16 protein-coding genes are annotated in these 19,886 nt (G+C 67.4%); 8 read left to right on the top strand and 8 right to left on the bottom strand.

Annotation, left to right across the window (positions count from 1 at the left end):
• Window positions 1-6 precede the first annotated feature (6 nt).
• Both AACH00_RS02380 and AACH00_RS02375 read right to left on the bottom strand, forming a co-directional pair.
• A complete protein-coding gene (locus AACH00_RS02380; protein WP_341397335.1) occupies window positions 7-1,884 on the bottom strand; it encodes a feruloyl-CoA synthase in 1,878 nt (625 codons plus the stop codon).
• Entirely contained in the window at window positions 1,881-2,702 is an 822-nt protein-coding gene (locus AACH00_RS02375) for a crotonase/enoyl-CoA hydratase family protein (RefSeq protein ID WP_341397334.1), read from the bottom strand. The genes AACH00_RS02380 and AACH00_RS02375 overlap by 4 nt, the downstream gene beginning before the upstream one ends.
• A gap of 216 nt (window positions 2,703-2,918) precedes the next feature.
• Between AACH00_RS02375 and AACH00_RS02370 the strand changes: the two genes are divergently transcribed.
• Window positions 2,919-3,803 carry an amidohydrolase family protein gene (locus AACH00_RS02370; RefSeq protein WP_341397333.1) on the top strand — a complete coding sequence of 295 codons (885 nt, stop codon included), beginning with the start codon at window positions 2,919-2,921 and terminating at the stop codon, window positions 3,801-3,803.
• On the opposite strand, the gene AACH00_RS02365 is transcribed toward AACH00_RS02370, so the two are convergent.
• Window positions 3,775-4,527 (bottom strand): sulfite exporter TauE/SafE family protein, encoded by a 753-nt coding sequence (locus AACH00_RS02365; RefSeq protein WP_341397332.1) that lies wholly within the window; start codon window positions 4,525-4,527, stop codon window positions 3,775-3,777. The genes AACH00_RS02370 and AACH00_RS02365 overlap by 29 nt on opposite strands.
• An 18-nt stretch (window positions 4,528-4,545) precedes the next feature.
• On the opposite strand from AACH00_RS02365, the gene AACH00_RS02360 reads away from it, so the two are divergent.
• Complete coding sequence (locus AACH00_RS02360; protein ID WP_341397331.1) at window positions 4,546-4,977, top strand: DUF1841 family protein; 432 nt, start codon at window positions 4,546-4,548, stop codon at window positions 4,975-4,977.
• A 27-nt stretch (window positions 4,978-5,004) separates the two neighbouring features.
• On the opposite strand, the gene AACH00_RS02355 is transcribed toward AACH00_RS02360, so the two are convergent.
• Both AACH00_RS02355 and AACH00_RS02350 read right to left on the bottom strand, forming a co-directional pair.
• Complete coding sequence (locus AACH00_RS02355; RefSeq protein ID WP_423221877.1) at window positions 5,005-6,603, bottom strand: ABC transporter substrate-binding protein; 1,599 nt, start codon at window positions 6,601-6,603, stop codon at window positions 5,005-5,007.
• Window positions 6,604-6,736: 133 nt separating this feature from the next.
• Window positions 6,737-6,928, bottom strand: a complete 192-nt coding sequence (locus AACH00_RS02350; protein ID WP_341397330.1) for a heavy-metal-associated domain-containing protein — start codon at window positions 6,926-6,928, stop codon at window positions 6,737-6,739.
• Between the two features lie 92 nt (window positions 6,929-7,020).
• On the opposite strand from AACH00_RS02350, the gene AACH00_RS02345 reads away from it, so the two are divergent.
• Window positions 7,021-9,492, top strand: a complete 2,472-nt coding sequence (locus AACH00_RS02345) for a heavy metal translocating P-type ATPase (protein ID WP_341397329.1) — start codon at window positions 7,021-7,023, stop codon at window positions 9,490-9,492.
• 9 nt (window positions 9,493-9,501) lie between these two features.
• Here AACH00_RS02345 and AACH00_RS02340 read toward each other — a convergent pair whose 3' ends face one another.
• Window positions 9,502-10,854 carry a cyclic di-GMP phosphodiesterase gene (locus tag AACH00_RS02340; RefSeq protein ID WP_341397328.1) on the bottom strand — a complete coding sequence of 451 codons (1,353 nt, stop codon included), beginning with the start codon at window positions 10,852-10,854 and terminating at the stop codon, window positions 9,502-9,504.
• Window positions 10,855-11,022: 168 nt separating this feature from the next.
• Complete coding sequence (locus AACH00_RS02335; RefSeq protein WP_341397327.1) at window positions 11,023-11,673, bottom strand: c-type cytochrome; 651 nt, start codon at window positions 11,671-11,673, stop codon at window positions 11,023-11,025.
• Window positions 11,674-11,818: 145 nt separating this feature from the next.
• On the opposite strand from AACH00_RS02335, the gene AACH00_RS02330 reads away from it, so the two are divergent.
• Genes AACH00_RS02330 through AACH00_RS02320 form a run of 3 tightly spaced genes read left to right on the top strand, consistent with a single transcriptional unit; the run spans window position 11,819 to window position 15,362 of the window.
• Window positions 11,819-12,673: an AAA family ATPase gene (locus AACH00_RS02330; protein WP_341397326.1), complete on the top strand. Its 855-nt coding sequence runs from the start codon at window positions 11,819-11,821 to the stop codon at window positions 12,671-12,673.
• A 7-nt stretch (window positions 12,674-12,680) separates the two neighbouring features.
• Window positions 12,681-13,274, top strand: coding sequence for a GNAT family N-acetyltransferase (locus AACH00_RS02325; protein WP_341397325.1), 594 nt, complete (start codon window positions 12,681-12,683; stop codon window positions 13,272-13,274).
• A 39-nt stretch (window positions 13,275-13,313) separates the two neighbouring features.
• Window positions 13,314-15,362, top strand: coding sequence for a S9 family peptidase (locus tag AACH00_RS02320; protein ID WP_341397324.1), 2,049 nt, complete (start codon window positions 13,314-13,316; stop codon window positions 15,360-15,362).
• A 23-nt stretch (window positions 15,363-15,385) separates the two neighbouring features.
• Here AACH00_RS02320 and AACH00_RS02315 read toward each other — a convergent pair whose 3' ends face one another.
• The gene (locus AACH00_RS02315) at window positions 15,386-16,588 is read right to left on the bottom strand and encodes a GGDEF domain-containing protein (protein ID WP_341397323.1); all 1,203 of its coding nucleotides are present in this window, start codon (window positions 16,586-16,588) and stop codon (window positions 15,386-15,388) included.
• 186 nt (window positions 16,589-16,774) lie between these two features.
• Between AACH00_RS02315 and AACH00_RS02310 the strand changes: the two genes are divergently transcribed.
• Window positions 16,775-17,944, top strand: a complete 1,170-nt coding sequence (locus AACH00_RS02310; RefSeq protein WP_341397322.1) for a vWA domain-containing protein — start codon at window positions 16,775-16,777, stop codon at window positions 17,942-17,944.
• Entirely contained in the window at window positions 17,941-19,878 is a 1,938-nt protein-coding gene (locus AACH00_RS02305) for an autotransporter assembly complex protein TamA (protein ID WP_341397321.1), read from the top strand. The genes AACH00_RS02310 and AACH00_RS02305 overlap by 4 nt, the downstream gene beginning before the upstream one ends.
• The last annotated feature ends 8 nt before the right edge of the window (window positions 19,879-19,886 follow it).

Here is a 19,886-nt window from a genome sequence, read left to right as displayed (position 1 = left end):
TCGGGGTCAGCGGGTTTGCGGCAGGATGACGTAGGGGTCGCTGGCAGCGCCCTCGTACAGCGCCTCCACCAGCGCGGCGCGCACGGCCAGCACCGCACGCTGGTTGATCGAGCCCTTGTCGGTCACCTCGCCCTGGTCGATGGACGGCGGCTCGGCCAGCAAGTGCATGCGGGTCGGCCGGTTGGCGCTGCCGGTGCCAGCCGCCCAGAGGCGGTTGGCCAGGCCCTGGAAGAATTCGCGCACCGGTGCGGCGTGCAACACCTCGGGCAGCGGCGTGCCGGCGGGCAGGCCTGCCAGCTGGCGGCATTCGTCCGCCCGCGGGAAGATCAGCAGGCCGATCTCGTCGCGGTTCAGGCCTGTCACCACCACGTCCTGCACACAGGGGTCGCCCTCGGCGATCACGCGGGCGCGCAGCGGCCCCACGCTCACGAAGGTGCCGGTGGACAGCTTGAAGTCTTCGGCCAGCCGGCCATCAAAGCGCAGGCCGCGCTGCGGGTTGGCGGGGTCGACCCACACCACCGCATCGCCGGTCTTGTAGAAGCCTTCTTCGTCGAACGCGTCGGCGGTGGCTTCCGGCGCGCGCCAGTAGCCGGGCATCACGTGCGGGCCACGGAAGCGGATCTCGACCTTGCCGTGCAGGCCGCCATCGGCTTCGGGCACCAGCTTCACTTCCACGCCTGGTGCGGGCAAGCCGATGTCGCCCGAGCGCACATCGGTGTTCACCGCGAAGGTGCACGACGGCGCGGTTTCGGTCATGCCCAGGCCGGTAATGATGCGCACGCGCTCACCGGTGGCCGCTTCGCCGTGGGCATCGAGCTGGTCCCACACGGCCTGGCTCAGGCCGGCACCTGCAAACATGAAGGCCTTGCAGTTGGCGAACAAGCGGTCACGCAGCACCGTGTCGGTGGACATGGCCCGCGCGATTTCCTCGAAGCCCTTGGGCACGTTGAAGTACACGGTGGGCGAAATCTCGCGCAGGTTGCGCAGCGTTTCCTGGATGCCCTTGGGCGTGGGCTTGCCCTCGTCGATGTACAGCGTGCCGCCGTTGTAGAGCGCGATGCCGACGTTGTGGTTGCCACCAAAGGTGTGGTTCCAGGGCAGCCAGTCGACCAGCACTGGCGGCTCGTCGGCCAGGAAGGCCATGGTCTGGCGAATCATCTGCAGATTCGCGCACATCATGCGGTGGGTGTTCACCACGCCCTTGGGCGCCTTGGTCGAGCCAGACGTGAACAGGAACTTGGCGATGGTGTCAGGGCCCACGGCCGCATGCGCCGCCGCGCCAGCCTCGCCCGGCACGGTGGCCAGCAGGTCGGCAAACGGGGTGATGGTGCGGTCGTCCATCGCGCCGCTGGTCAACACCACCTCGGTGGTGGCAGGCACCACCGCAGCAATGGCGCGGCCGTACGCCGCATTGGCTGCAAACACGAGGCCCGGCGTGACGGTGCCCAGAATGTGACGCAGCTTGCCGTAGTCTTGTGAGACCAGGCTATAGGCCGGCGACACCGGCACCACCGGCACACCCGCCCACAAGGCGCCCAGCACCAGCGTGAGGTGCTCCAGGTCGTTGTCAGACAGGATGGCCACCGGGCGATCCGGCCCCAGGCCGCGCACGGCCAGCGCCTGGCCCACGGCCTGTGCGCGCTGCAGCATCTGGGCATAGCTGATGTGCTGCCAGTCGCCGCCCTGGTGGCGCTTGGCCACGAAGCTGCGGTCAGGCGCTTCAGCGGCCCATTGCTCCAGCGGGTCAGTCAGCCGCGCCGGGAACCAGCCCAGCGGCTCGGCAGAGCGCAGCACCTGGGTGCCATCGGCACGGCGTTCCAGCACGGCCTCGACACAGCCGCCCACCCGCGCATGGCGCCAGCGCGCATCCACGGCCGCACTCATGACTTCACCACCTTGCTCGCGCGGCCTTCCAGGAAGGCGCGCAGGCGGGTCTGGGCTTCCGGCGTGCTCTCGGCCACCGCTGCCATCAGGGCCTCGGTGAACAGGCCTTCGGATTGCGACTGGTCAGCGATGCGCGGCAGCGCGTGCATCACGGCGAAATTCGACATCGGGGCGTTGGTGGCGATGCGGTGCGCCAGCGCCAGGCCACGGGCCAGGCCTTCGCCATCCGCCGTGCGGTAGTTCACCAGCGCCATCTGCTGCGCCTCGTCGGCGTCAAACACGCGTCCGGTCAGCATCAGGTCGCTCATGCGAGCCACGCCGATCAGGCGCGGGATGCGGGCCGAGCCACCGCCGCCCACGAAGATGCCGCGCTGGCCTTCGGGCAGACCGAAGTAGGCCGAATCTTCGGCGACGCGCACATGGCAGGCGCTGGCCAGCTCCAGGCCGCCGCCCACCACCGCGCCGTGCAGCACAGCCACCACCGGCACGCGGCCGAACTGCACCGCGTCAAACGCGGCATGCCACATGCGGGAGTGCAGCACCGCGCCGCCAATGTCACGCTCCACCAGTTCAGACAGATCGAGGCCGGCGCAGAAGTGCGCGCCCTCGCCGCTTACCACCACTGCGCGGATCTCTTCCGGCAGGTTGATGAAGGCCGTGTGGATCTGCTGGATCAGGCTATCGCTGATGGCGTTGCGCTTGACGGGCCGATCCAGGCGCAGGTGCAGCACCGGCCCCTGGGTTTCGATCTTCAGCAAGTCCAGGGTGGCAAGCACCCCGGTGGCGGCAACAAAAGGCAGGGCGGCGTGATCTGACATGGTCGGGACCTCAGGCGGTTGCAGTGTCTGTTTACTTATTACATTGAACTAAATTGCCACCTTCCCGGACAGACAGAACAAACCCTATGAGGCCTTACCCTAGGTCTGCATTTGCGGAGTGGAAAGTGCCATGACCCCACCAACCTCAGTCACTTGCCGTCAGGTCATTTAGTTCTCATAATTAAATAAATCCCACCCATCGCAAGCCGAGATCCCATGAACACCTCTGAGCTCATTGCCATCGACATCCACACCCATGCCGAGGTGTCCTGCCGCAATCCGTTTGACAGCTACGGCGAGGAATACGACCGTGCTGCGGACAAGTACTTCGGCTCCAGCCTGCGCCCCACCATCGAGGAAACGGTGGCCTATTACCGCGAGCGCAAGATCGGCCTGGTGATGTTCACGGTGGACAGCGAATCGCAGCTGGGCCGGCGCCGCATCCCGAACGAAGAGATCTGCGACGCGGCGCAGAAGAACAGCGACATGATGGTGGCCTTCGCCAGCATCGACCCGCACAAGGGCAAGATGGGTGCGCGTGAAGCCCGCCGGCTGATCGAGGAACACGGCGTCAAGGGCTTCAAGTTCCACCCGACCGTGCAGGGCTTCCTGCCCTACGACCGCATGGCCTGGCCGCTGTATGAGGTGATCGCCGAGTACAAGCTGCCCGCCATCTTCCACAGCGGGCATTCGGGCATCGGCTCAGGCATGCGCTGCGGTGGCGGCCTGCGGCTGCAGAACAGCAATCCGATGCTGCTGGAAGACGTGGCGATCGACTTCCCCGACATCCAGATCGTGATTGCCCACCCCAGCTGGCCGTGGCAGGACGAGGCCCTGAGCCTTGCGCTGCACAAGCCGAACGTCTGGATCGACCTGAGCGGCTGGAGCCCGAAGTACTTCCCGCAGCAGCTGGTGCAGTACGCCAACACCCTGCTGAAAGACCGCATGCTGTTCGGCAGTGACTACCCGCTGATCACGCCCGAGCGCTGGATGAAGGACTTCGACGAGGCCGGCTTCAAGGACAAGGTCAAGCCGCTCATCCTGAAGGAAAACGCGATGCGCCTGCTGGGCTTCAGTGCAGCCCATCCCACAGCAGCTTGATGCCGGTGAGGCCCATGCCGAGGTGGAACAGCCGGTAGAACCAGACCGGGTTGATGTGGCGCACCACCTTCAGCCCGATCCACACCCCGACCGGCGCCAGCGGTGCCAGCACCAGTGAGGTGAGCAGGTTGCGGGTGTCGATCAGGCCCAGCCAGGCATAGGGCACCCACTTCGACGCGTTGATGACCGCAAACAGCACGGCCGTGGTGGCCGTGAACACCACCGGCGCCAGCCGCTGCGGCAGCAGGTAAAAGCCCACCGGCGGCCCGCCCGCATGGGCCACGAAGCTGGTGAAACCCGCCGTGGTGCCCAGCAGAAAACCGAGCCAGCGCGGCGGCGGTGACGCATCTGCCCGGGGCGGAAACACCAGCCGGATCGCCAGGAAAGCCAGCGTCACGGCACCCACCACGCCCGCCACCACCTTGGCAGACAGCAGCCCGAAGAGCACCGTGCCGATGACGGTGCCCAGCAAACCTGCGGGCACCAGCAGGCGCAGCAGCGGCCTGTCAGCATGGCGGATCAGTGCCATCAGGCCCATGGCGTCCATGATGGCCAGCAGCGGCAGCATCACGGCCGCCGCCTGCGGCACGGGCACGGCCAGGGCCATCAGCGGTACCGCCAGCGCACCGAACCCCGCGCCGAAGCCGCTCTTGGAGATGCCCATCAGCAGCACCGCCGGGATGGCGACAAGGTAAAAGGCCGGGTCAGTGATCAAGTTGCTCATCGCGGCGACAATTCTCGAATGTTCCAGCCATCACAAAACGACGTCCGCCGCTTCTTCTGCGAAACCCTCGCGAAGCAGCGCAGCGGCCAGCCCATGGCCCCGATTGAAGTTCTGGCCGCAGGCTGGATCGACGAACACCCGGAATACCACGGCGACCTGAGCGACGTGGAAGCCGCGCTGGCCGAGGTCTACACGGTGGACGACGGCCGCACCAACCCGTTCCTGCACCTGTCGATGCACCTGACCATCAGCGAGCAGGTGTCGATCGACCAGCCGCATGGCATCCGCCAGGCGGTGGAGTTGCTGGCCGCCAAGCGCAATTCGCTGCACGACGCCCAGCACGAGGTGATGGAATGCCTCGGCGAGATGATCTGGGCCTCGCAGCGCAGCGGGCAGCCACCCGACGGCCACGCCTACCTCGACGCGGTTCGCCGCCGCGCCACGCGCTGAGCGCAGCGGGCGGCGGCGATTCAAGGATCACTTCACCGTGATCCAGGAGGCTTCCAGCCAGTTGTCGGCACGGTGAACCACCTCGACATTGCTGCGGGCGGCCCATGGAATGAACTGGCGGTGCAAGGGGATGTGGTGCACCTGGGCGTTGTGCTCGCGGAACACCGCCTTCACCAGCGCCTCGCGCTTCTTCGGGTCGGTTTCCACGGTAGACGCGGCGGCCATGGCGTCCAGCTTGTCGTCCTTGTAGTTGCCGCGGTTGTACTCGCCCACCCCATTGGTGCCGCGGTTGCGGTAGATCGGGGTGAAGGTGGTTTCAGCATCCGTCACCGCGCCGCCCCAGCCGAACATGTACAGGCTGGTGTCCATCTTCTCGGTCTTGGGGAAGTAGGTGGCGCGCGGCATGGCGTTGACCCGCACCGTCACGTCGATCTTCCGCCACATCGCGGCCAGCGCGATGCAGATTTCCTCGTCGTTGATGTAGCGGTTGTTCGGGCAGTCCAGCGTCACCTCGAAGCCGTTCGGGTAACCCGCCTCGGCCATCAGGGCCTTGGCCTTGCTCACGTCAAACGGCAGGCGCGTGTCGAGTTCCTTGTCGAAGTAATAAGCCTTCGGTGAGGGCACCAGCACCGCTGTGGGCGCCGACTGGTTGTTCATCAACTTCGTCTTGATCGTCTCGATGTCGATCGCCTGGTAGAGCGCCTTGCGCACGCGCAGGTCCTTGAACGGGTTCTTGCCGTCGGGCGACTTGCCGTAGAGCAGCGTGTCGCGGGCCTGGTCCATGCCGATGTAGATGACACGGTTCTCCGGGCCGTCGATGACCTTCACGCCCGAGGTGGTGCGCAGGCGGGCCACGTCACGCGGGGCCGGGTCGAGCACGAAGTCGATCTCGCCCGAGATCAGGGCGGCCAGGCGGGTGGCGTCGTTGGAGATCTGGTTGTAGACGATCTCCTGCACATTGCCTTCGAACTTGCCCCACCAGGCCGGGTTGCGCTTGTAGGTGGTCTTCACGCCGGGCTGGCGGCTGACCAGCACATACGGGCCGGTGCCGTTGGCATTGAGCGAGGCGTGGGTTTCTTCCTTGTCCTTGAAGCTCAGGGGCTTGAGCACCTTGTTCTTCTCGGACCAGCCCTTGCTCATGATGAAGATGCTGTTGAGGTGCTCCATGAAGACCGGGTTCGGCTTGCTCATGACGAACTCCACCGTCATCGCATCGATCTTCTTCACCTCGCCGAGCGCGGTGGCATAAGCCGCCACCTGCGAGGTCGGGCTCTTGGCACGCTCGACCGAGAACACCACGTCATCGGCGGTGAACGGCGAGCCGTCGTGGAACTTCACACCCGGGCGCAGCTTGAAGCGCCAGCTCAGCGGGCCGGTGGACTGCCAGCTGGTGGCCAGGCCGGGCACGATTTCCAGCTGCCGGTCCCGCAGCACCAGCGTCTCGTAGACCTGACCATTCATCATGTTGGTCATGCTCTCGTTCTGCGAGTGCGGGTCCATGGTCTGCGGGTCACCCTGGCTGGCCCAGCGCAGGGTTTGCGCCTGGGCGCCAGCGGCCATCAGGGTCAGGCTCAAGCCAACGGCCAGCGCGGCGGCCAGCGTGCGGGGCAGGAAACGACGGTTCATGCGGGCTCCATCCATGTGTGTCTGAATGGGCGCAGTGTAGGCAAGGTTCGCGCCTGCGGTATCTGCTGCGTGCATAAGCACCTGCAGCGATGCGCCATCCCGGGCTTGAACGGCCCGCAGCGCACCTGCAAACTCAGGCGGCCGGGTAGCCTTCTTCAGCCAGCGCCGCCTTGAAGGCCGCTTCCGGCAGCGCCGAGCTGATCTTCAACTGGTGCGTGGGCAGATCGATCTGCAAGGTGGCGGCAGCGTCCACCGCCTGCACGGTGGCCGTCACGCTTTTCACGCAGTGGCCGCAGGTCATGTCCGGGAGGGTCAGCTCGATCATGGGGGCTCCTTCTTTGAGATGTATCAAGTATCGCCCCGGGTTGCCCGGCGAGACCTGCGCCAGATCATGGAGCAGCCCGGTACAGTGAGCCCATGATCCTTCTCCCCATTGGCGGAATGACCTGCGCCAGCTGTGCTGGCCGGGTTGAGCGCGCCCTGCTCAAGGTGCCCGGCGTGGCCCAGGCCCAGGTCAACCTGGCGGCTGAAACCGTGCGTGTGGACGCCGCCGACGGCTTGACCCTGGGCACCCTGATGGCCGCCGTCGACAAAGCCGGCTACAGCGTGCCGCAGGCCACGACCCTGCTCAATGTGCAGGGCATGACCTGCGCCAGCTGCAGCGGCCGGGTGGAACGCGCGCTGCGCAAGGTCGAGGGCGTGGTGGAAGCGTCCGTCAACCTGGCCACCCACCTGGCCACGGTGCGGCATGTGGTGCTCACCGACCTGCCATCGCAGTTGCTGGCCGCCGTGCACAAGGCGGGCTACGACGCGCAGCCCGCCAATGCACAAGACCTGGTCGGTGGTGAGGCGGCCACATCCTCCGTCTGGCCGCCCTCGGAAGGCGCGCAGGTGGCGCTGGCCGCCGCCTTGAGCGCCCCGCTGGTGCTGCCCATGGTGGGTGACCTGATCGGCCGGCACTGGATGCTGCCGGCCCTGTGGCAGTGCCTGCTGGCCACGGTGGTGCTGCTGGCGTTTGGCGGGCGCTTCTTCGTGGCCGGTTTCAAGGCCGTGCGCGCGGGCAGCGCCAACATGGATGTGCTGGTGGCCATCGGCACCGGCGCGGCCTGGGGCCTGTCGGTGGCCCTGTGGGCCCGGGAGCCCCACGGCATGCCGCACCTGTATTTCGAGAGCGCCGCCGTGGTCGTCACGCTGGTGCGATTCGGCAAGTGGCTGGAGGCCCGCGCCAAGCGGCAGACGCTCGCTGCGCTGCAGGCGCTGCAGGCCCTGCGACCGGCCGATGCCACGCTGTGGCGCGACGGGCAGGAAAGCCGCGTGCCGGTATCGAGCCTGTCATTGAACGACCTGGTGCGCGTGAAGCCGGGCGAGCGGCTGCCCGTGGACGGCCTCGTGACGGAGGGCCGCAGCCATGTCGATGAATCACTGGTGACGGGCGAGAGCCTGCCGGTGGTGCGCGAACCCGGTAATGCGGTGATCGGTGGTTCGGTGAATGCCGAAGGCCTGCTGACCGTGCAGGTGACGGCGCTGGGCGCTGAATCGCAGATCGCGCGCATCGTGCGGCTGGTGGCGTCGGCCCAGGGCGCCAAGGCGCCGATCCAGCAGCAGGTGGACAAGGTCGCGGCGGTGTTCGTGCCGGCGGTGCTGGTGCTGGCGCTGGCCACGCTGGGCGGCTGGTGGTGGCACGGTGCGGGCTTGGCCACGGCGCTGATCCACGCCGTGAGTGTGCTGGTGATTGCCTGCCCGTGCGCGCTGGGCCTGGCCACCCCCGCCACCCTGATGGTGGCCAGTGGTCTGGCCGCCCGCCGGGGCATTCTGGTGCGTGATGCCAGCGCGCTGGAGCGCCTGCGCGACGCCCGCGTGGTGGCCTTCGACAAGACCGGCACGCTGACCGAAGGCAAGCCGCAGCTGCTGCACATCAACGCGGCAGAAGGCCTGAGCACGCACGCGGTGCTGGCCTGGTCGGCCGCGCTGCAGGCGGGCAGCGAGCACCCGCTGGCACGGGCGGTGTTGAATGCCGCAACAGCAGCCGCAACCGCAGCCACAACAGCAAACCCTCCGACCACCCCCGCCGCACCGCTGGCAACCCAACTGCAGGCCGTGCCCGGCCGCGGCATCACCGGCCTGATCGGAGGCACCGCCGAGCATGCCGGCGGCTGGGCTGCGCTGGGCAGTGCCCGCTGGATGGACGAGCTGGCGGTGGACCGCAGCCCGCTGAACGAGGTGGCGCAAGCCCATGCGCAGCAGGGTTTGACCGTCTCCTGGCTGGCCGCCCTGCCCGCTCCGGGCACGCCGGGTCAGCCGCAGTTGCTGGGTTGCCTGGCCTTTGGTGACAGCCCGCGGGCCAACGCCGCGGCCACGGTGGCCGCCCTTGGCAAGGACGGTCTGCGCTGCGTGCTGATCAGCGGCGACAACCCGGGCGCCGCCGGCCACCTGGCCAGTCTCGTGGGCATCACCGAGGTGCATGCCGAGGTTCGCCCCGACGCCAAGGCCGCGCTGGTGGAGCAACTCAAGGTCGGCCTGCCGCCCGGCAGCGCCGTGCTGATGGTGGGCGACGGCATCAACGACGCGCCCGCGCTGGCCGCAGCCGATGTGGGCCTGGCCATGGCCCATGCCGATGGCGGCACCGACATCGCGATGCACACCGCCGGCATGACACTGCTGCGCGGTGATCCGTGGAGCGTGGTGGAGGCACTGTCGCTGGCACGGGCAACGGGCCGGAAGATCCGCACCAACCTGTTCTGGGCCTTCGCCTACAACGTGGTCGGGCTGCCCCTGGCCGCCTTCGGCTTGCTCAGCCCGATGGTGGCCGGTGGCGCCATGGCCTTGTCCAGCGTGTGCGTGGTGGGCAACGCCCTGTGGCTCAAGCGCTGGCGGCCGCCAACGCCTTGAGGAGGTCGTTCAGCGGCGGGCAGGTGCGGCGTCGCCGGCCCACAGCTCATCGAGGTGCTTGAAGCCCCAGGTCTCGGGGTTCTCACGGCCGATGATCTTGTCCGCCGTGCGCGACAGGTCCATCAGCTGCGGCGGCAGTGGCATCTGCGACTTGGTCGAGAAGAACGCCTTGACGAGCGGCGCCACCAGGCTCTGCGGGTTCTGCTCTACCACCACCGCCAGCTTGCCCGATTGCAGCCGCACCAGCGAACCGGTGGGGTAGATGCCCAGGCTCTTCACGAAGGACTTGAAGATCGCCGGATCGAAATGGCCGTTCCACGACGCCATGCGCGCAATCGACTCGGCCGGGTCCCAGCCCGCCTTGTACGGGCGGTTGGAGGTGATGGCGTCATACACATCGCACACGGCCCCCATGCGGGCGAGCAGGCTGATCTGGTCGGCCGACTGGCGGTGCGGGTAGCCCGAGCCGTCCATCTTTTCATGGTGGTGCAGGCACACCTCCAGCGCCGCCTCGGTGACCGCCGTGCCCTCCTGCAGCATTTCGTGGCCGCGCTCCGGGTGGGTCTTCATGATGGCGAACTCATCGTCGGTGAGCTTGCCCGGCTTGTTCAGCACATCCAGCGGCATGGCGGCCTTGCCCAGGTCGTGCAGCAGGCCGGCCATGCCCGCCTCCCTGCACTCTTCACTGCTCAGGCCCAGCTCACGGCCGAGCGAGACCATCAGCGCGCACACCGCCACGGAGTGCATGTAGCTGTAGTCGTCCTGGGTCTTCAGCCGCGCCAGGCTGACCAGCGCGCCCGGATTGCGAAACACCGAATCCGAAATCTCCTCGACCAGCGGCAGGCACTGCTCGGCATCCACGGCCTTGCCCATGCGGGCCTCGGCAAACATCGAGACCACCTTGGAGCGGCCCTGCTTGCACACGGCCGCGGCCTGGCTGAGCTCGTCCTGCAGGGACCGGGTGGGCGCGGGCGGAGGCACGGCCGCCACAGGCACCGACGTGGCGGTGGCCGACATGCGGGACGGCGCCCGCACCGGCTTCGAAGCAGCTGGCAAGGGCACGACGGACGGGCACGCGGCTGCCGCGGCTTGCACCGGGTCAGCGACCACGACCACGTCGCCATCGGACGCAGCCACGCCGCGGCGCAGCGTCGGCAGCGCCTCCTTCACCTCGGCCACATCCAGGCCTTTGGTCACATCGATCCAGACGCCAGACAGACCACTGGCATGGAGCTTGGCCAGGTCTTCACGATCGCGGATCACGAACTTCGACTTCCAGAAGGGGTGGTCGATCCACGCCCCTTCCAGGGCATGCAGGTGCATGCCCAGTCGGACTTGATCTACGGGAATCTTTTTGAGCATTGCAGGGCGCCGGCCGTCGCCGCCTCCGTCGGGTTCCCTGGTTTATCGGCGAGTGCGGGCCTGTCTTGAGCGACCGACCCTGCCGGGAAACCATGAAAAAAGCCGCTGACAAGGCAGCGGCTTTGGCGGTGCAGGCACCCGAGGGCGCCTGTCAGGGGCATTCGAAATTCAACGGAACTTCGACTGCGGAATGGTCTTGAGTTCGGTCGGCAGGCCGCTCAGGAAGGCAGCGATCTGCTTGATCTCGCCGTCAGACAGCGGCTTGGCCATGCCCACCATGGTGGCGTTGGAGCGACCGACCGACGGGGTGTTGGTCTGGTAGGCCTTCAGGGCCACGTAGAGGTAGTCGGCGTGCTGGCCGGCCAGACGCGGGTTGGCCGGGTCGGTGGTGTTGTTGAAGTTCACGCCGTGGCAGGCGGTGCAGGCCGTCAGCTTGTCCTTCAGCGAGGCAGGCAGTTCGGCAGCGGCCGGTGCAGCAGCGCTGGCCACCGCGCCGTGGGCGCCGTAATAGGCTGCCAGGTCAGCGATGTCCTGGTCGGTCAGCGAAGCGGCGATGCCCTTCATCGTCGGGTGCTTGCGGTCGCCCTTGCGGTAGGCGTCGAGGGCCGAGGCGATGTACTTGGCGTTCTGGCCCGAGATCATCGGCACCTTGTAGACCTGCGGAAAGCTGGCCTGGTAGCCCGGGATGCTGTGGCAGCCGATGCACATGGCGTTCTTTTTGGCGCCAGCCTGTGCATCGCCCTTGACCTCATCGGCACGTGCGGTGGACAAGGTGAACATGGCAGCCAGGGCCAGCAGCAGGGAGGTCGCTTTTTTCATCGCTGTTGTCTTCGTCAGTGGGACGGTTTTGAGGGGGTAATGCAGGCGCGCGGCGGTATCAAACCCGACGGCAATTGCGATTTGTCAATGATTATAGGGGCGAGCTTATACTGACCCGAACCCCCTGAGCATCAACGATAGCCCTATGAAATTCAACGGTACTGACAACTACGTCGCGACCCAGGATCTGATGCTGGCCGTCAACGCCGCCATCACGCTGCAACGGCCGCTGCTGGTCAAGGGCGAGCCCGGCACCGGCAAGACCATGCTGGCCGAGGAAGCGTCCCGGGCGCTGGGCCTGCCGCTGCTCGAATGGCACATCAAGAGCACCACCAAGGCCCACCAGGGGCTGTATGAATACGACGCAGTGAGCCGCCTGCGCGACAGCCAGCTGAGCGGCGCGGAAGAATCGGCCAAGGTGCGCGACATCCGCAACTACATCGTCAAGGGCGTGCTGTGGCAGGCCTTCGAGTCGGAGACGCCGGTGGCGCTGCTGATCGACGAGATCGACAAGGCCGACATCGAGTTCCCGAACGATTTGCTGCGCGAAATCGACCGGATGGAGTTTCACTGCTATGAAACCCGGCAGACCATCCGCGCCAAGCACCGTCCGCTGGTGTTCATCACCTCGAACAACGAGAAGGAACTGCCCGACGCCTTCCTGCGCCGCTGCTTCTTCCACTACATCAAGTTCCCCGAAGCCGACACCATGCGGCAGATCATCGACGTGCACTTCCCCGGCCTGAAGCAGGAGTTGCTGGCTGCGGCGATGAAGAGCTTCTATGACGTGCGTGGCCTGCCGGGCCTGAAGAAGAAGCCGTCCACCTCCGAGCTGATCGACTGGCTCAAGCTGCTGGTGGCCGAAGACATTCCGGCCGAGGCCCTGCGCAGCACCGACGACAAGGTCAGCCTGCCGCCGCTGGTGGGCGCCCTGCTGAAGAACGAGCAGGACGTGACCCTGTTCGAGAAGCTGGTGTTCATGCAGCGCAACCACCGCTGAACCCGCGATGATCACCGTCACTCCCGTCGAGCTGGCACGAGGGCCGATCCGCCTGGTACCGATGCAGGCCTCACACGAAGCCGGCCTGAAGGCGGCAGCCGCCGACGGCGAGTTGTGGAACATCCGGGTCACCTCGGTGCCCGAGCCGCACGCCACGGCAGCCTACATCGAGCTGGCCCTGGCCGGCCAGGCGGCGGGCCACCGGCTGCCTTTCGTGGTGCTCGACGCCCAGACAGGCGAGGTGCTGGGCAGCACGAGTTACCACGACATCGTGCCCGCCATTGACCGGCTGGAGATCGGCTGGACCTGGTACGCCCGCCGCGTGCAGCGCACCGCCGTGAACACCACCGCCAAACTGCTGCTCCTGGAGCACGCGTTCGAGACGCTCGGCGCCAAGCTGGTGGGCTGGCGCACCGACAACTTCAACCATGCCTCGCAGCGCGCCATCGAGCGCCTGGGCGCACACCGTGACGGCGTGCTGCGCCACCACGCGCTGCGCCGCGACGGCACCGTGCGCGACACGGTCATGTACAGCCTGCGGGCTGGTGAATGGCCGGAGGTGAAGGCCCAGTTGCTGTGGCACCTGAACCGCCCGCGTTGATGGCTCACTGACGCACCCAAGATTTCCTGAGAGGCCCCCATGGCGCAAAAACCGAACAAGTCAGCGCCCAAGGCGGCGCCTGCAGACACCCTGGACGTGGACCTGCTGTGGCAGATGCAGCGCGTGGGCGCGGCGAACCTGTCGCCCGACGGCGCGCAGGCCGTGTGCAGCGTCAGCACCCCGTCAATGGCAGACAACAAGAGCCGCAGCGCGCTGTGGTTGTTGTCAACCTTGGGCGGTGAGCCGCGCCAGCTGACCCGCTGCGGCGACAAGGACAGCCAGCCGCAGTTTTCACCCAGGGGTGATCTGGTGGCCTTCCTCGCCAAGCGCGAAGACGGCGGCGTGAAGGACGAAACCACCCAGCTCTACCTCATCGCCCCTGACGGCGGCGAGGCGCGGCGCGCGGGCGTGGTGGCCACGGGGGTCGAGGCCTTCAAGTGGTTCCCGGACGGCCGGCGCGTGGCGCTGCTGTCGTGGGTCTGGCCGCACCTGAAAGGCACCGAGGCCCAGGCCAAGGCGCACACCGAACACAAGGCGCGCAAGGAAACCGGCGTGGCCACCAGCGAGGCCAACTACCGCTACTGGGACCACTTCATGCCCGTGGGCCGCGTGGTGCACCTGCATGTGCTGGATGTGCACACCGGCGAGCTGACCAACCTGTTCGAGGGCAGCCCGCTGCAGCTCTCGCGCACCGAGCCTGACAACACCTGTTTCGACATCTCGCCGGACGGCAAGCGCATCGCGTTTTCGCACGATGTGAACCCTGACCAGCCGATCGACGGCCGCAACCGCATCAGCGTGATCGACGTGAAGACGCGGCGCACCAGCCTGCTGGCCAAGGCCGACGACTGGCACCTCACCGCGCCCGTGTGGCGTGGTGACGGCAAGCGCCTGGCCTGGCTGGCGGCCGAGGTGGGCCGCAAGCACACGCTGCCCAACCACCTGGCCGTGGGCGACGCCACCGGCAGCACCTGGAGCGTGGTGAGCAGCGAGTGGGACCACGAGGTGCAGGCCCCGCTGCAATGGGAAGAAGACGGCGAGGCCGTGCTGTTTGCGGCCGAACAGCAGGGCCGCCGCCACCTGTGGCGCTTTGACCTGCCGGACCTGCGCGCCGAGGTCGTCGTCGAGGGCGGCTGGCTGCATGCATTTCACAAGGTGGCGGGCACCCTCGTCACCCTGGCCGACAGCGCCAGCCACCCGCCGCAGCTGCGTGCCCATGAACCCGATGGCACGGCGGCCCGCATCGAGCATTTCAACGAAGAACTGCTGGCCCGCCTGAACCTGGGCGACACCGAGGAAGTCTGGTTCACCGGCGCGCTGGGCGACGAGGTGCAGATGTGGCTGCACTACCCGCCGGGTTTCGACCGCAGCAGGAAGTACCCGGTGCTGCACACCATCCACGGCGGGCCGCACACGGCGCCGGGCGACGTGTGGCACTGGCGCTGGAACAACAAGGTGTTCGCGGCGCAAGGCTATGTGGTGGCCAGCGTGAACTACCACGGCTCATCGAGCTTCGGCCATGCCTTCCTCGACAGCATCACCCACCGCTGGGGCGAACTGGAGCTGGAAGACGTGGAAGCCGCCACCGACTGGCTGTTGAAGAAGCGCTGGGTCGACAAGCGCCGCATCTTTGCCACCGGCGGCAGCTACGGCGGCTACATGGTGGCCTGGATGAACGGCCACGTGCCGGCCGGCCGCTACGCCGCCTACATCTGCCACGCCGGTTGCTACGACTGGCAGGCCATGTTTGCCGACGACGCCTGGAGCTGGCATGCGAAGGAGTTGGGCGCCTGGTACTGGGAAGACCCGGCGCGCATCGCCGCCCAGAGCCCGCACACCTACGCCGGCAACTTCAACACGCCCACGCTGGTGATCCACGGCGCGCTCGATTACCGGGTGCCGGACGCCCAGGGCCTGGCCTACTACAACACGCTGAAGGCCCGCGGCATCGACAGCCGCCTGCTGTGGTTCCCCGATGAAAACCACTGGGTGCTGAAGCCGCGCAACAGCGCGCAGTGGTACGGCGAGTTCTTCGCCTGGCTGCGCCGCCACGATGTGGCGACCAGCAAGGGCAAGGCGGGCAAGTGAGGCTGTGGCGTGTGGCCTGAGCGTCAGGCCATGCGCAGGCGCGGCTGCTGGCCGAAGTGCTCGATGACCACCCGGTTGCGGCCTTCGGCCTTGGCGCGGTAGAGCGCGGCGTCGGCGCAGGCCTGCAACTCGTCCAGCCGCAGCGATTCACTCTCGGTGGCGGGCTGCACCGCGGCGCCCACGCTCACCGTGAAGCTGATCATCTCCAGGCCATGCGACACCTGGAGTTGCGACACCTCGTGCCGCACGCGCTCGGCCGCCGCAGTGGCGCCGGGTACATCGGTGTCCAGCAGCAGGATACCGAACTCCTCCCCGCCCAGCCGGGCCACCACATCGGTGGCACGCGCCACGTTCTGCAGGGCGCGGCCCACGGCAACAAGTGCGGCGTCTCCGGCCGCGTGGCCGTACACGTCATTGATGCGCTTGAAGTGGTCGACATCGATCACCAGCAAGGCCAGCGGCCCGGGCCGGCGACGCAGGCGCTGCCGCTCGGTGCCCAGCGCCTGGTCCCAGGCACGGCGGTTCAGCAAGCCGGTGAGTGAATCCTGCTGCGACAAGCGGTGCAGCTTCTTCAGCAGGCGGAAGGTGACCAGGTACAGCAGCGAAAACTGGAACAGCGTCGAGAGCGCCAGCACGGTGAGCAGCAACATCTCGTTGCCTTGTGAGTCGTCGGTCAGCCGCAAACCCACATGCACATCGAACCACCAGCCGTGCAGGCCCCGCACGGCCAGACCCAGGCCCAGCACGATCGGCGGCAAGGCCAGCACCCAGGCCGCGCGCACGCCGAACTCGTCGCGCAGGGCCGACACCTGCTCGGCGCCCATGCGGCACAGCACCCAGGCCAGTGCGCATCCCATCAGCGCATGGCGTGCCACCAGCTGGTCTGTCTGCGGGCCGATGGCCGCCGCGATCAGGAGATAGCCGATCAGCACCCCCAGCTGCTCCATGTCGCGCGGGTCACGCTGCAGGAACAAGGCCAGTCCGCGGCGCACGCTCATGCAGGCCAGCAGCATGCCGGCGTTGCGCAGCGCCACCAGCAGGCCCTCCGACAGGCCCAGATCCAGCGCGTGCAGCAACAGGCTGCAGGCCAGCAAGAGGCAATAACCCATCCAGTGCAGCGCAGCCATGCGCGGCAGCCGGAGCACCATCGCACCCACCCACCAGGCCGCGCCATAAAGCGCGTGCTGGGCGACGAGCAGGAGCAGCAGCAGGGTAGGTATGTTCATCGGGATGGCGACAAAAGCGGGCAGCACACGTCCGGCCCGGAGGCAGGCATGTCGCTCGTTGGTTCATCGGCCGCACCTCAAACAACTTGAGCGGGGCCTTGCCGACCGCCCCGCCGCAAGCCCGTCCGCCACCGCGGGCCGTGAGGCTTTGTGCACAATGCGCAAGAACCCCCGGATGCACCCGCCATGCTGATCGACTTCTTCTACACCCTGCGCGCTGCCAAGTTGCCGGTTTCGGTCAAGGAATACCTGACCCTGCTGGAAGCGTTGAAGAAGGGCGTGATCGGCCACAGCGTCGACGATTTCTACTACCTGGCCCGGCTCACGCTGGTCAAGGACGAGGCCCATTTCGACAAGTTCGACCGGGCATTCGGCGCCTATTTCAAGGGCGTGCAGATGCTGACGGACTTCGGCAAGGAGATCCCGCTCGACTGGCTGCAGAAGATCCTCGAGAAGGAGCTCTCGCCCGAGGAGAAGGCCGCCATCGAGAAGATGGGCTGGGAAGAGCTGATGGAGACGCTGAAAAAGCGCCTCGAAGAGCAGAAGGAACGCCACGAGGGCGGCAACAAGTGGATCGGCACGGGCGGCACCAGCCCGTTCGGCCACGGCGGCTACAACCCGCAGGGCATCCGCATCGGCGGCCCGGGGCGCAGCAAGAGCGCGGTGAAGGTGTGGGAGCAGCGGGCCTACCAGGATTACGACGATTCGCTGGAACTCGGCACCCGCAATATCAAGGTGGCGCTGCGCCGCCTGCGCCGCTTTGCCCGCGAAGGCTCTGACCTCGAACTGGACCTGGACGACACCATCCACGCCACGGCGGCCAATGCCGGCCTGCTAGACATCAAGATGGTGCCGGAGCGGCACAACAAGGTGAAGGTGCTGCTGCTGATGGACGTGGGCGGCACGATGGACGAGCACATCCACCGCGTCGAGGAGCTGTTTTCGGCGGCCAGCAGCGAGTTCAAGCACCTGGAGTTCTATTACTTCCACAACTGCGTCTATGACTTCATGTGGAAGAACAACCGCCGCCGCTACGCCGAGAAGAGCCCGACCTGGGACATCATCCGCAAGTACAACAAGGATTGGCGCCTGATCTTCGTCGGCGACGCCACCATGAGCCCCTACGAAATCTTGCAGCCCGGCGGCAGCGTTGAATACAACAACGAAGAGCCCGGTGCGGAATGGCTGCAGCGCCTGACGAACGCGTTCCCGAAGTACGCCTGGATCAACCCGGAGCCGCAGGGTGTCTGGCAGTACCGGCAGAGCATCTCGATCGTCCAGCAACTGATGCAGCAGCGCATGTTCCCGCTGACGCTGCAGGGGCTGGAAGGTGCGATGCGCCTGCTGAGCAAATGAGCCAACGGTGGTGGGGCCGCTGGCTGGCTGGCTGCGCGGGTTTGATGCTTGCCGGCTGCGCAAGCCTGGGGCTGGACGGGCCTGGCAACCCTGACACGGCAGTGAGCCCGGCCCCGACCGGTGTGGCGGCAGCGCCGTCTGCAGCGGCGTCTGCAACAGCGGCGTCCTCATCGGCATCAGCGCCTGACGCCCCCCGCACCGACCGCCGCCTGGTGCCCACGCTGAAGATCGACGCACCCGGTGATCTGCAAGACCTGCTGGAGCGCTACCTCGACCTCACCCGCGCCATGGCCCTGCCCGACGCCGGCAGCATCGGTGAAGCGGAATGGTCGCGCCAGATCTCTGCGGCGCCTGCCCAGGCCCGCCAGCTGGCGCAGACGCTCGGCTACTTCAGCGCCCAGGCCCGCATTGATGCGCCTGACGACCAACCCACCCGCCTGACCCTGGTGGTGCAGCCCGGCCCGCAAAGCCGGGTGGGCCGTCTGACGCTGGAATTCCAGGGCGAGCTGGCTGATCTGGCCGACGCCAGCAATGCACAGGCCGCCAGCCTGCGCAACGATGCGCAGGCCGACTGGCCCCTGCCCGCCGGCGCGCCGTTCACCGCGGCAGCCTGGGGCGACGCCAAGACCGCGCTGGTCGGCCGGCTGCGCGCCAACGGCTACGCCGCCGCCAACTGGGCGGGTACGGGCGCGCAGGTCGACCCCGAGACCCAGCAGGTCCGTCTGTTCCTGGTGATGGACAGCGGCCCGCTCTACCGCGCGGGCCCGATCGACATCGACGGCCTGGCGGTGCACGACGCCGACCGAGTGCGCGGGCTGGCGGGTTTTCAGCCCGGCGATGCACTCACTGAAACGCTGATGCTGGACTACCAGGAACGGCTGCAGAAAACCGGCCTGTTCGACCAGGTCACCGTGACGCTCGACCCCGACACAGCGCAGGCCGGCCAGGCCCATGTGCTGGTGCGGCTGAAGGAAGCGCCGCTGCAGGCCGCCACCTTCGCCATCGGCATCAGCACCAACACCGGGCCGCGCGCCACGCTGGAACACAGCCACCGCCGCCTGTTCGACCGCGCACTCACCGCCCGCAACAAGCTGGAGTGGGGCCGCGACAAGCAGGCGTGGAATGGCGAGCTCAGCAGCCACCTCAGCCCGCAGTTCGAACGCGACCTGGTGGGCGTGTCACTGGAGCGGCTTTACACCGACACCGACATGGTGATGTCCCAGCGCCTGCGCCTGGGCCGCAGCCGCGAAGCGCCGACCTATGAGCGCCTGACCTTCACCGAAGTGGAGCGCGCCCGCGAATGTGGCCGTGACAGCGGCGTGCTGGTGGACTGCGCCGACGTGACCGCGCTGTCGCTGCAGCAGCACCATGTCTGGCGCGATCTCGACAACGCCCTGCTGCCCACGCGCGGCTACAGCCTGTCGATGCAGATGGGCGCCGGCGTGGCGCGCGGAACAGACTCGGCCCGCGGGCCGTTCCTGCGGCTCTATGGCCGCGCCACCGGCTACTGGCCGCTGGGCCAGAGCTGGTACAGCCAGGCCCGGCTGGAGCTGGGCGGCGTGCTGATGCGCAGCGACATGCAGGTGCCGGACTCTCAGCGCTTCCGCGCCGGTGGTGATGATTCGGTGCGCGGCTATGGCTGGCGCACACTCGCCCCCATCAATGCCGACGGCAACACCACCGGCGGCAAGCTGCTGGTCACGGCCAGCGCCGAGATCGCCCGCCCGGTGTCGGCCAGCCTGCCGTCTGTGTGGTGGGCCGGCTTTGTGGATGCCGGCCGCGCGGCCGACGACGTTCAGGATTTGAAGCCCGCGCTGGGTTACGGCCTTGGCGTGCGCTGGCGCAGCCCGGTCGGCCCGCTCAAGCTCGACTGGGCCTGGGGCCGCGACCTGGGCAAGGCCCGACTGCACCTGAGTGTCGGCATCGCCTTCTGACCTTCTCC

This window comes from Ideonella margarita, from assembly GCF_038066635.1.
Lineage (GTDB): Bacteria > Pseudomonadota > Gammaproteobacteria > Burkholderiales > Burkholderiaceae_C > Ideonella > Ideonella margarita.
Note: the sequence above shows the minus strand (reverse complement) of the source record. Positions and strands in the feature narration are given on the sequence as shown.

Excerpts from the sequence above, each read along its gene's own strand:
- AACH00_RS02380 (WP_341397335.1), bottom strand. The coding sequence starts at position 1,884 with ATGAGTGCGGCCGTGGATGCGCGCTGGCGCCATGCGCGGGTGGGCGGC.
- AACH00_RS02375 (WP_341397334.1), bottom strand. The coding sequence starts at position 2,702 with ATGTCAGATCACGCCGCCCTGCCTTTTGTTGCCGCCACCGGGGTGCTT.
- AACH00_RS02370 (WP_341397333.1), top strand. The coding sequence starts at position 2,919 with ATGAACACCTCTGAGCTCATTGCCATCGACATCCACACCCATGCCGAG.
- AACH00_RS02365 (WP_341397332.1), bottom strand. The coding sequence starts at position 4,527 with ATGAGCAACTTGATCACTGACCCGGCCTTTTACCTTGTCGCCATCCCG.
- AACH00_RS02360 (WP_341397331.1), top strand. The coding sequence starts at position 4,546 with ATGTTCCAGCCATCACAAAACGACGTCCGCCGCTTCTTCTGCGAAACC.
- AACH00_RS02355 (WP_423221877.1), bottom strand. The coding sequence starts at position 6,603 with ATGAACCGTCGTTTCCTGCCCCGCACGCTGGCCGCCGCGCTGGCCGTT.
- AACH00_RS02350 (WP_341397330.1), bottom strand. The coding sequence starts at position 6,928 with ATGATCGAGCTGACCCTCCCGGACATGACCTGCGGCCACTGCGTGAAA.
- AACH00_RS02345 (WP_341397329.1), top strand. The coding sequence starts at position 7,021 with ATGATCCTTCTCCCCATTGGCGGAATGACCTGCGCCAGCTGTGCTGGC.
- AACH00_RS02340 (WP_341397328.1), bottom strand. The coding sequence starts at position 10,854 with ATGCTCAAAAAGATTCCCGTAGATCAAGTCCGACTGGGCATGCACCTG.
- AACH00_RS02335 (WP_341397327.1), bottom strand. The coding sequence starts at position 11,673 with ATGAAAAAAGCGACCTCCCTGCTGCTGGCCCTGGCTGCCATGTTCACC.
- AACH00_RS02330 (WP_341397326.1), top strand. The coding sequence starts at position 11,819 with ATGAAATTCAACGGTACTGACAACTACGTCGCGACCCAGGATCTGATG.
- AACH00_RS02325 (WP_341397325.1), top strand. The coding sequence starts at position 12,681 with ATGATCACCGTCACTCCCGTCGAGCTGGCACGAGGGCCGATCCGCCTG.
- AACH00_RS02320 (WP_341397324.1), top strand. The coding sequence starts at position 13,314 with ATGGCGCAAAAACCGAACAAGTCAGCGCCCAAGGCGGCGCCTGCAGAC.
- AACH00_RS02315 (WP_341397323.1), bottom strand. The coding sequence starts at position 16,588 with ATGAACATACCTACCCTGCTGCTGCTCCTGCTCGTCGCCCAGCACGCG.
- AACH00_RS02310 (WP_341397322.1), top strand. The coding sequence starts at position 16,775 with ATGCTGATCGACTTCTTCTACACCCTGCGCGCTGCCAAGTTGCCGGTT.
- AACH00_RS02305 (WP_341397321.1), top strand. The coding sequence starts at position 17,941 with ATGAGCCAACGGTGGTGGGGCCGCTGGCTGGCTGGCTGCGCGGGTTTG.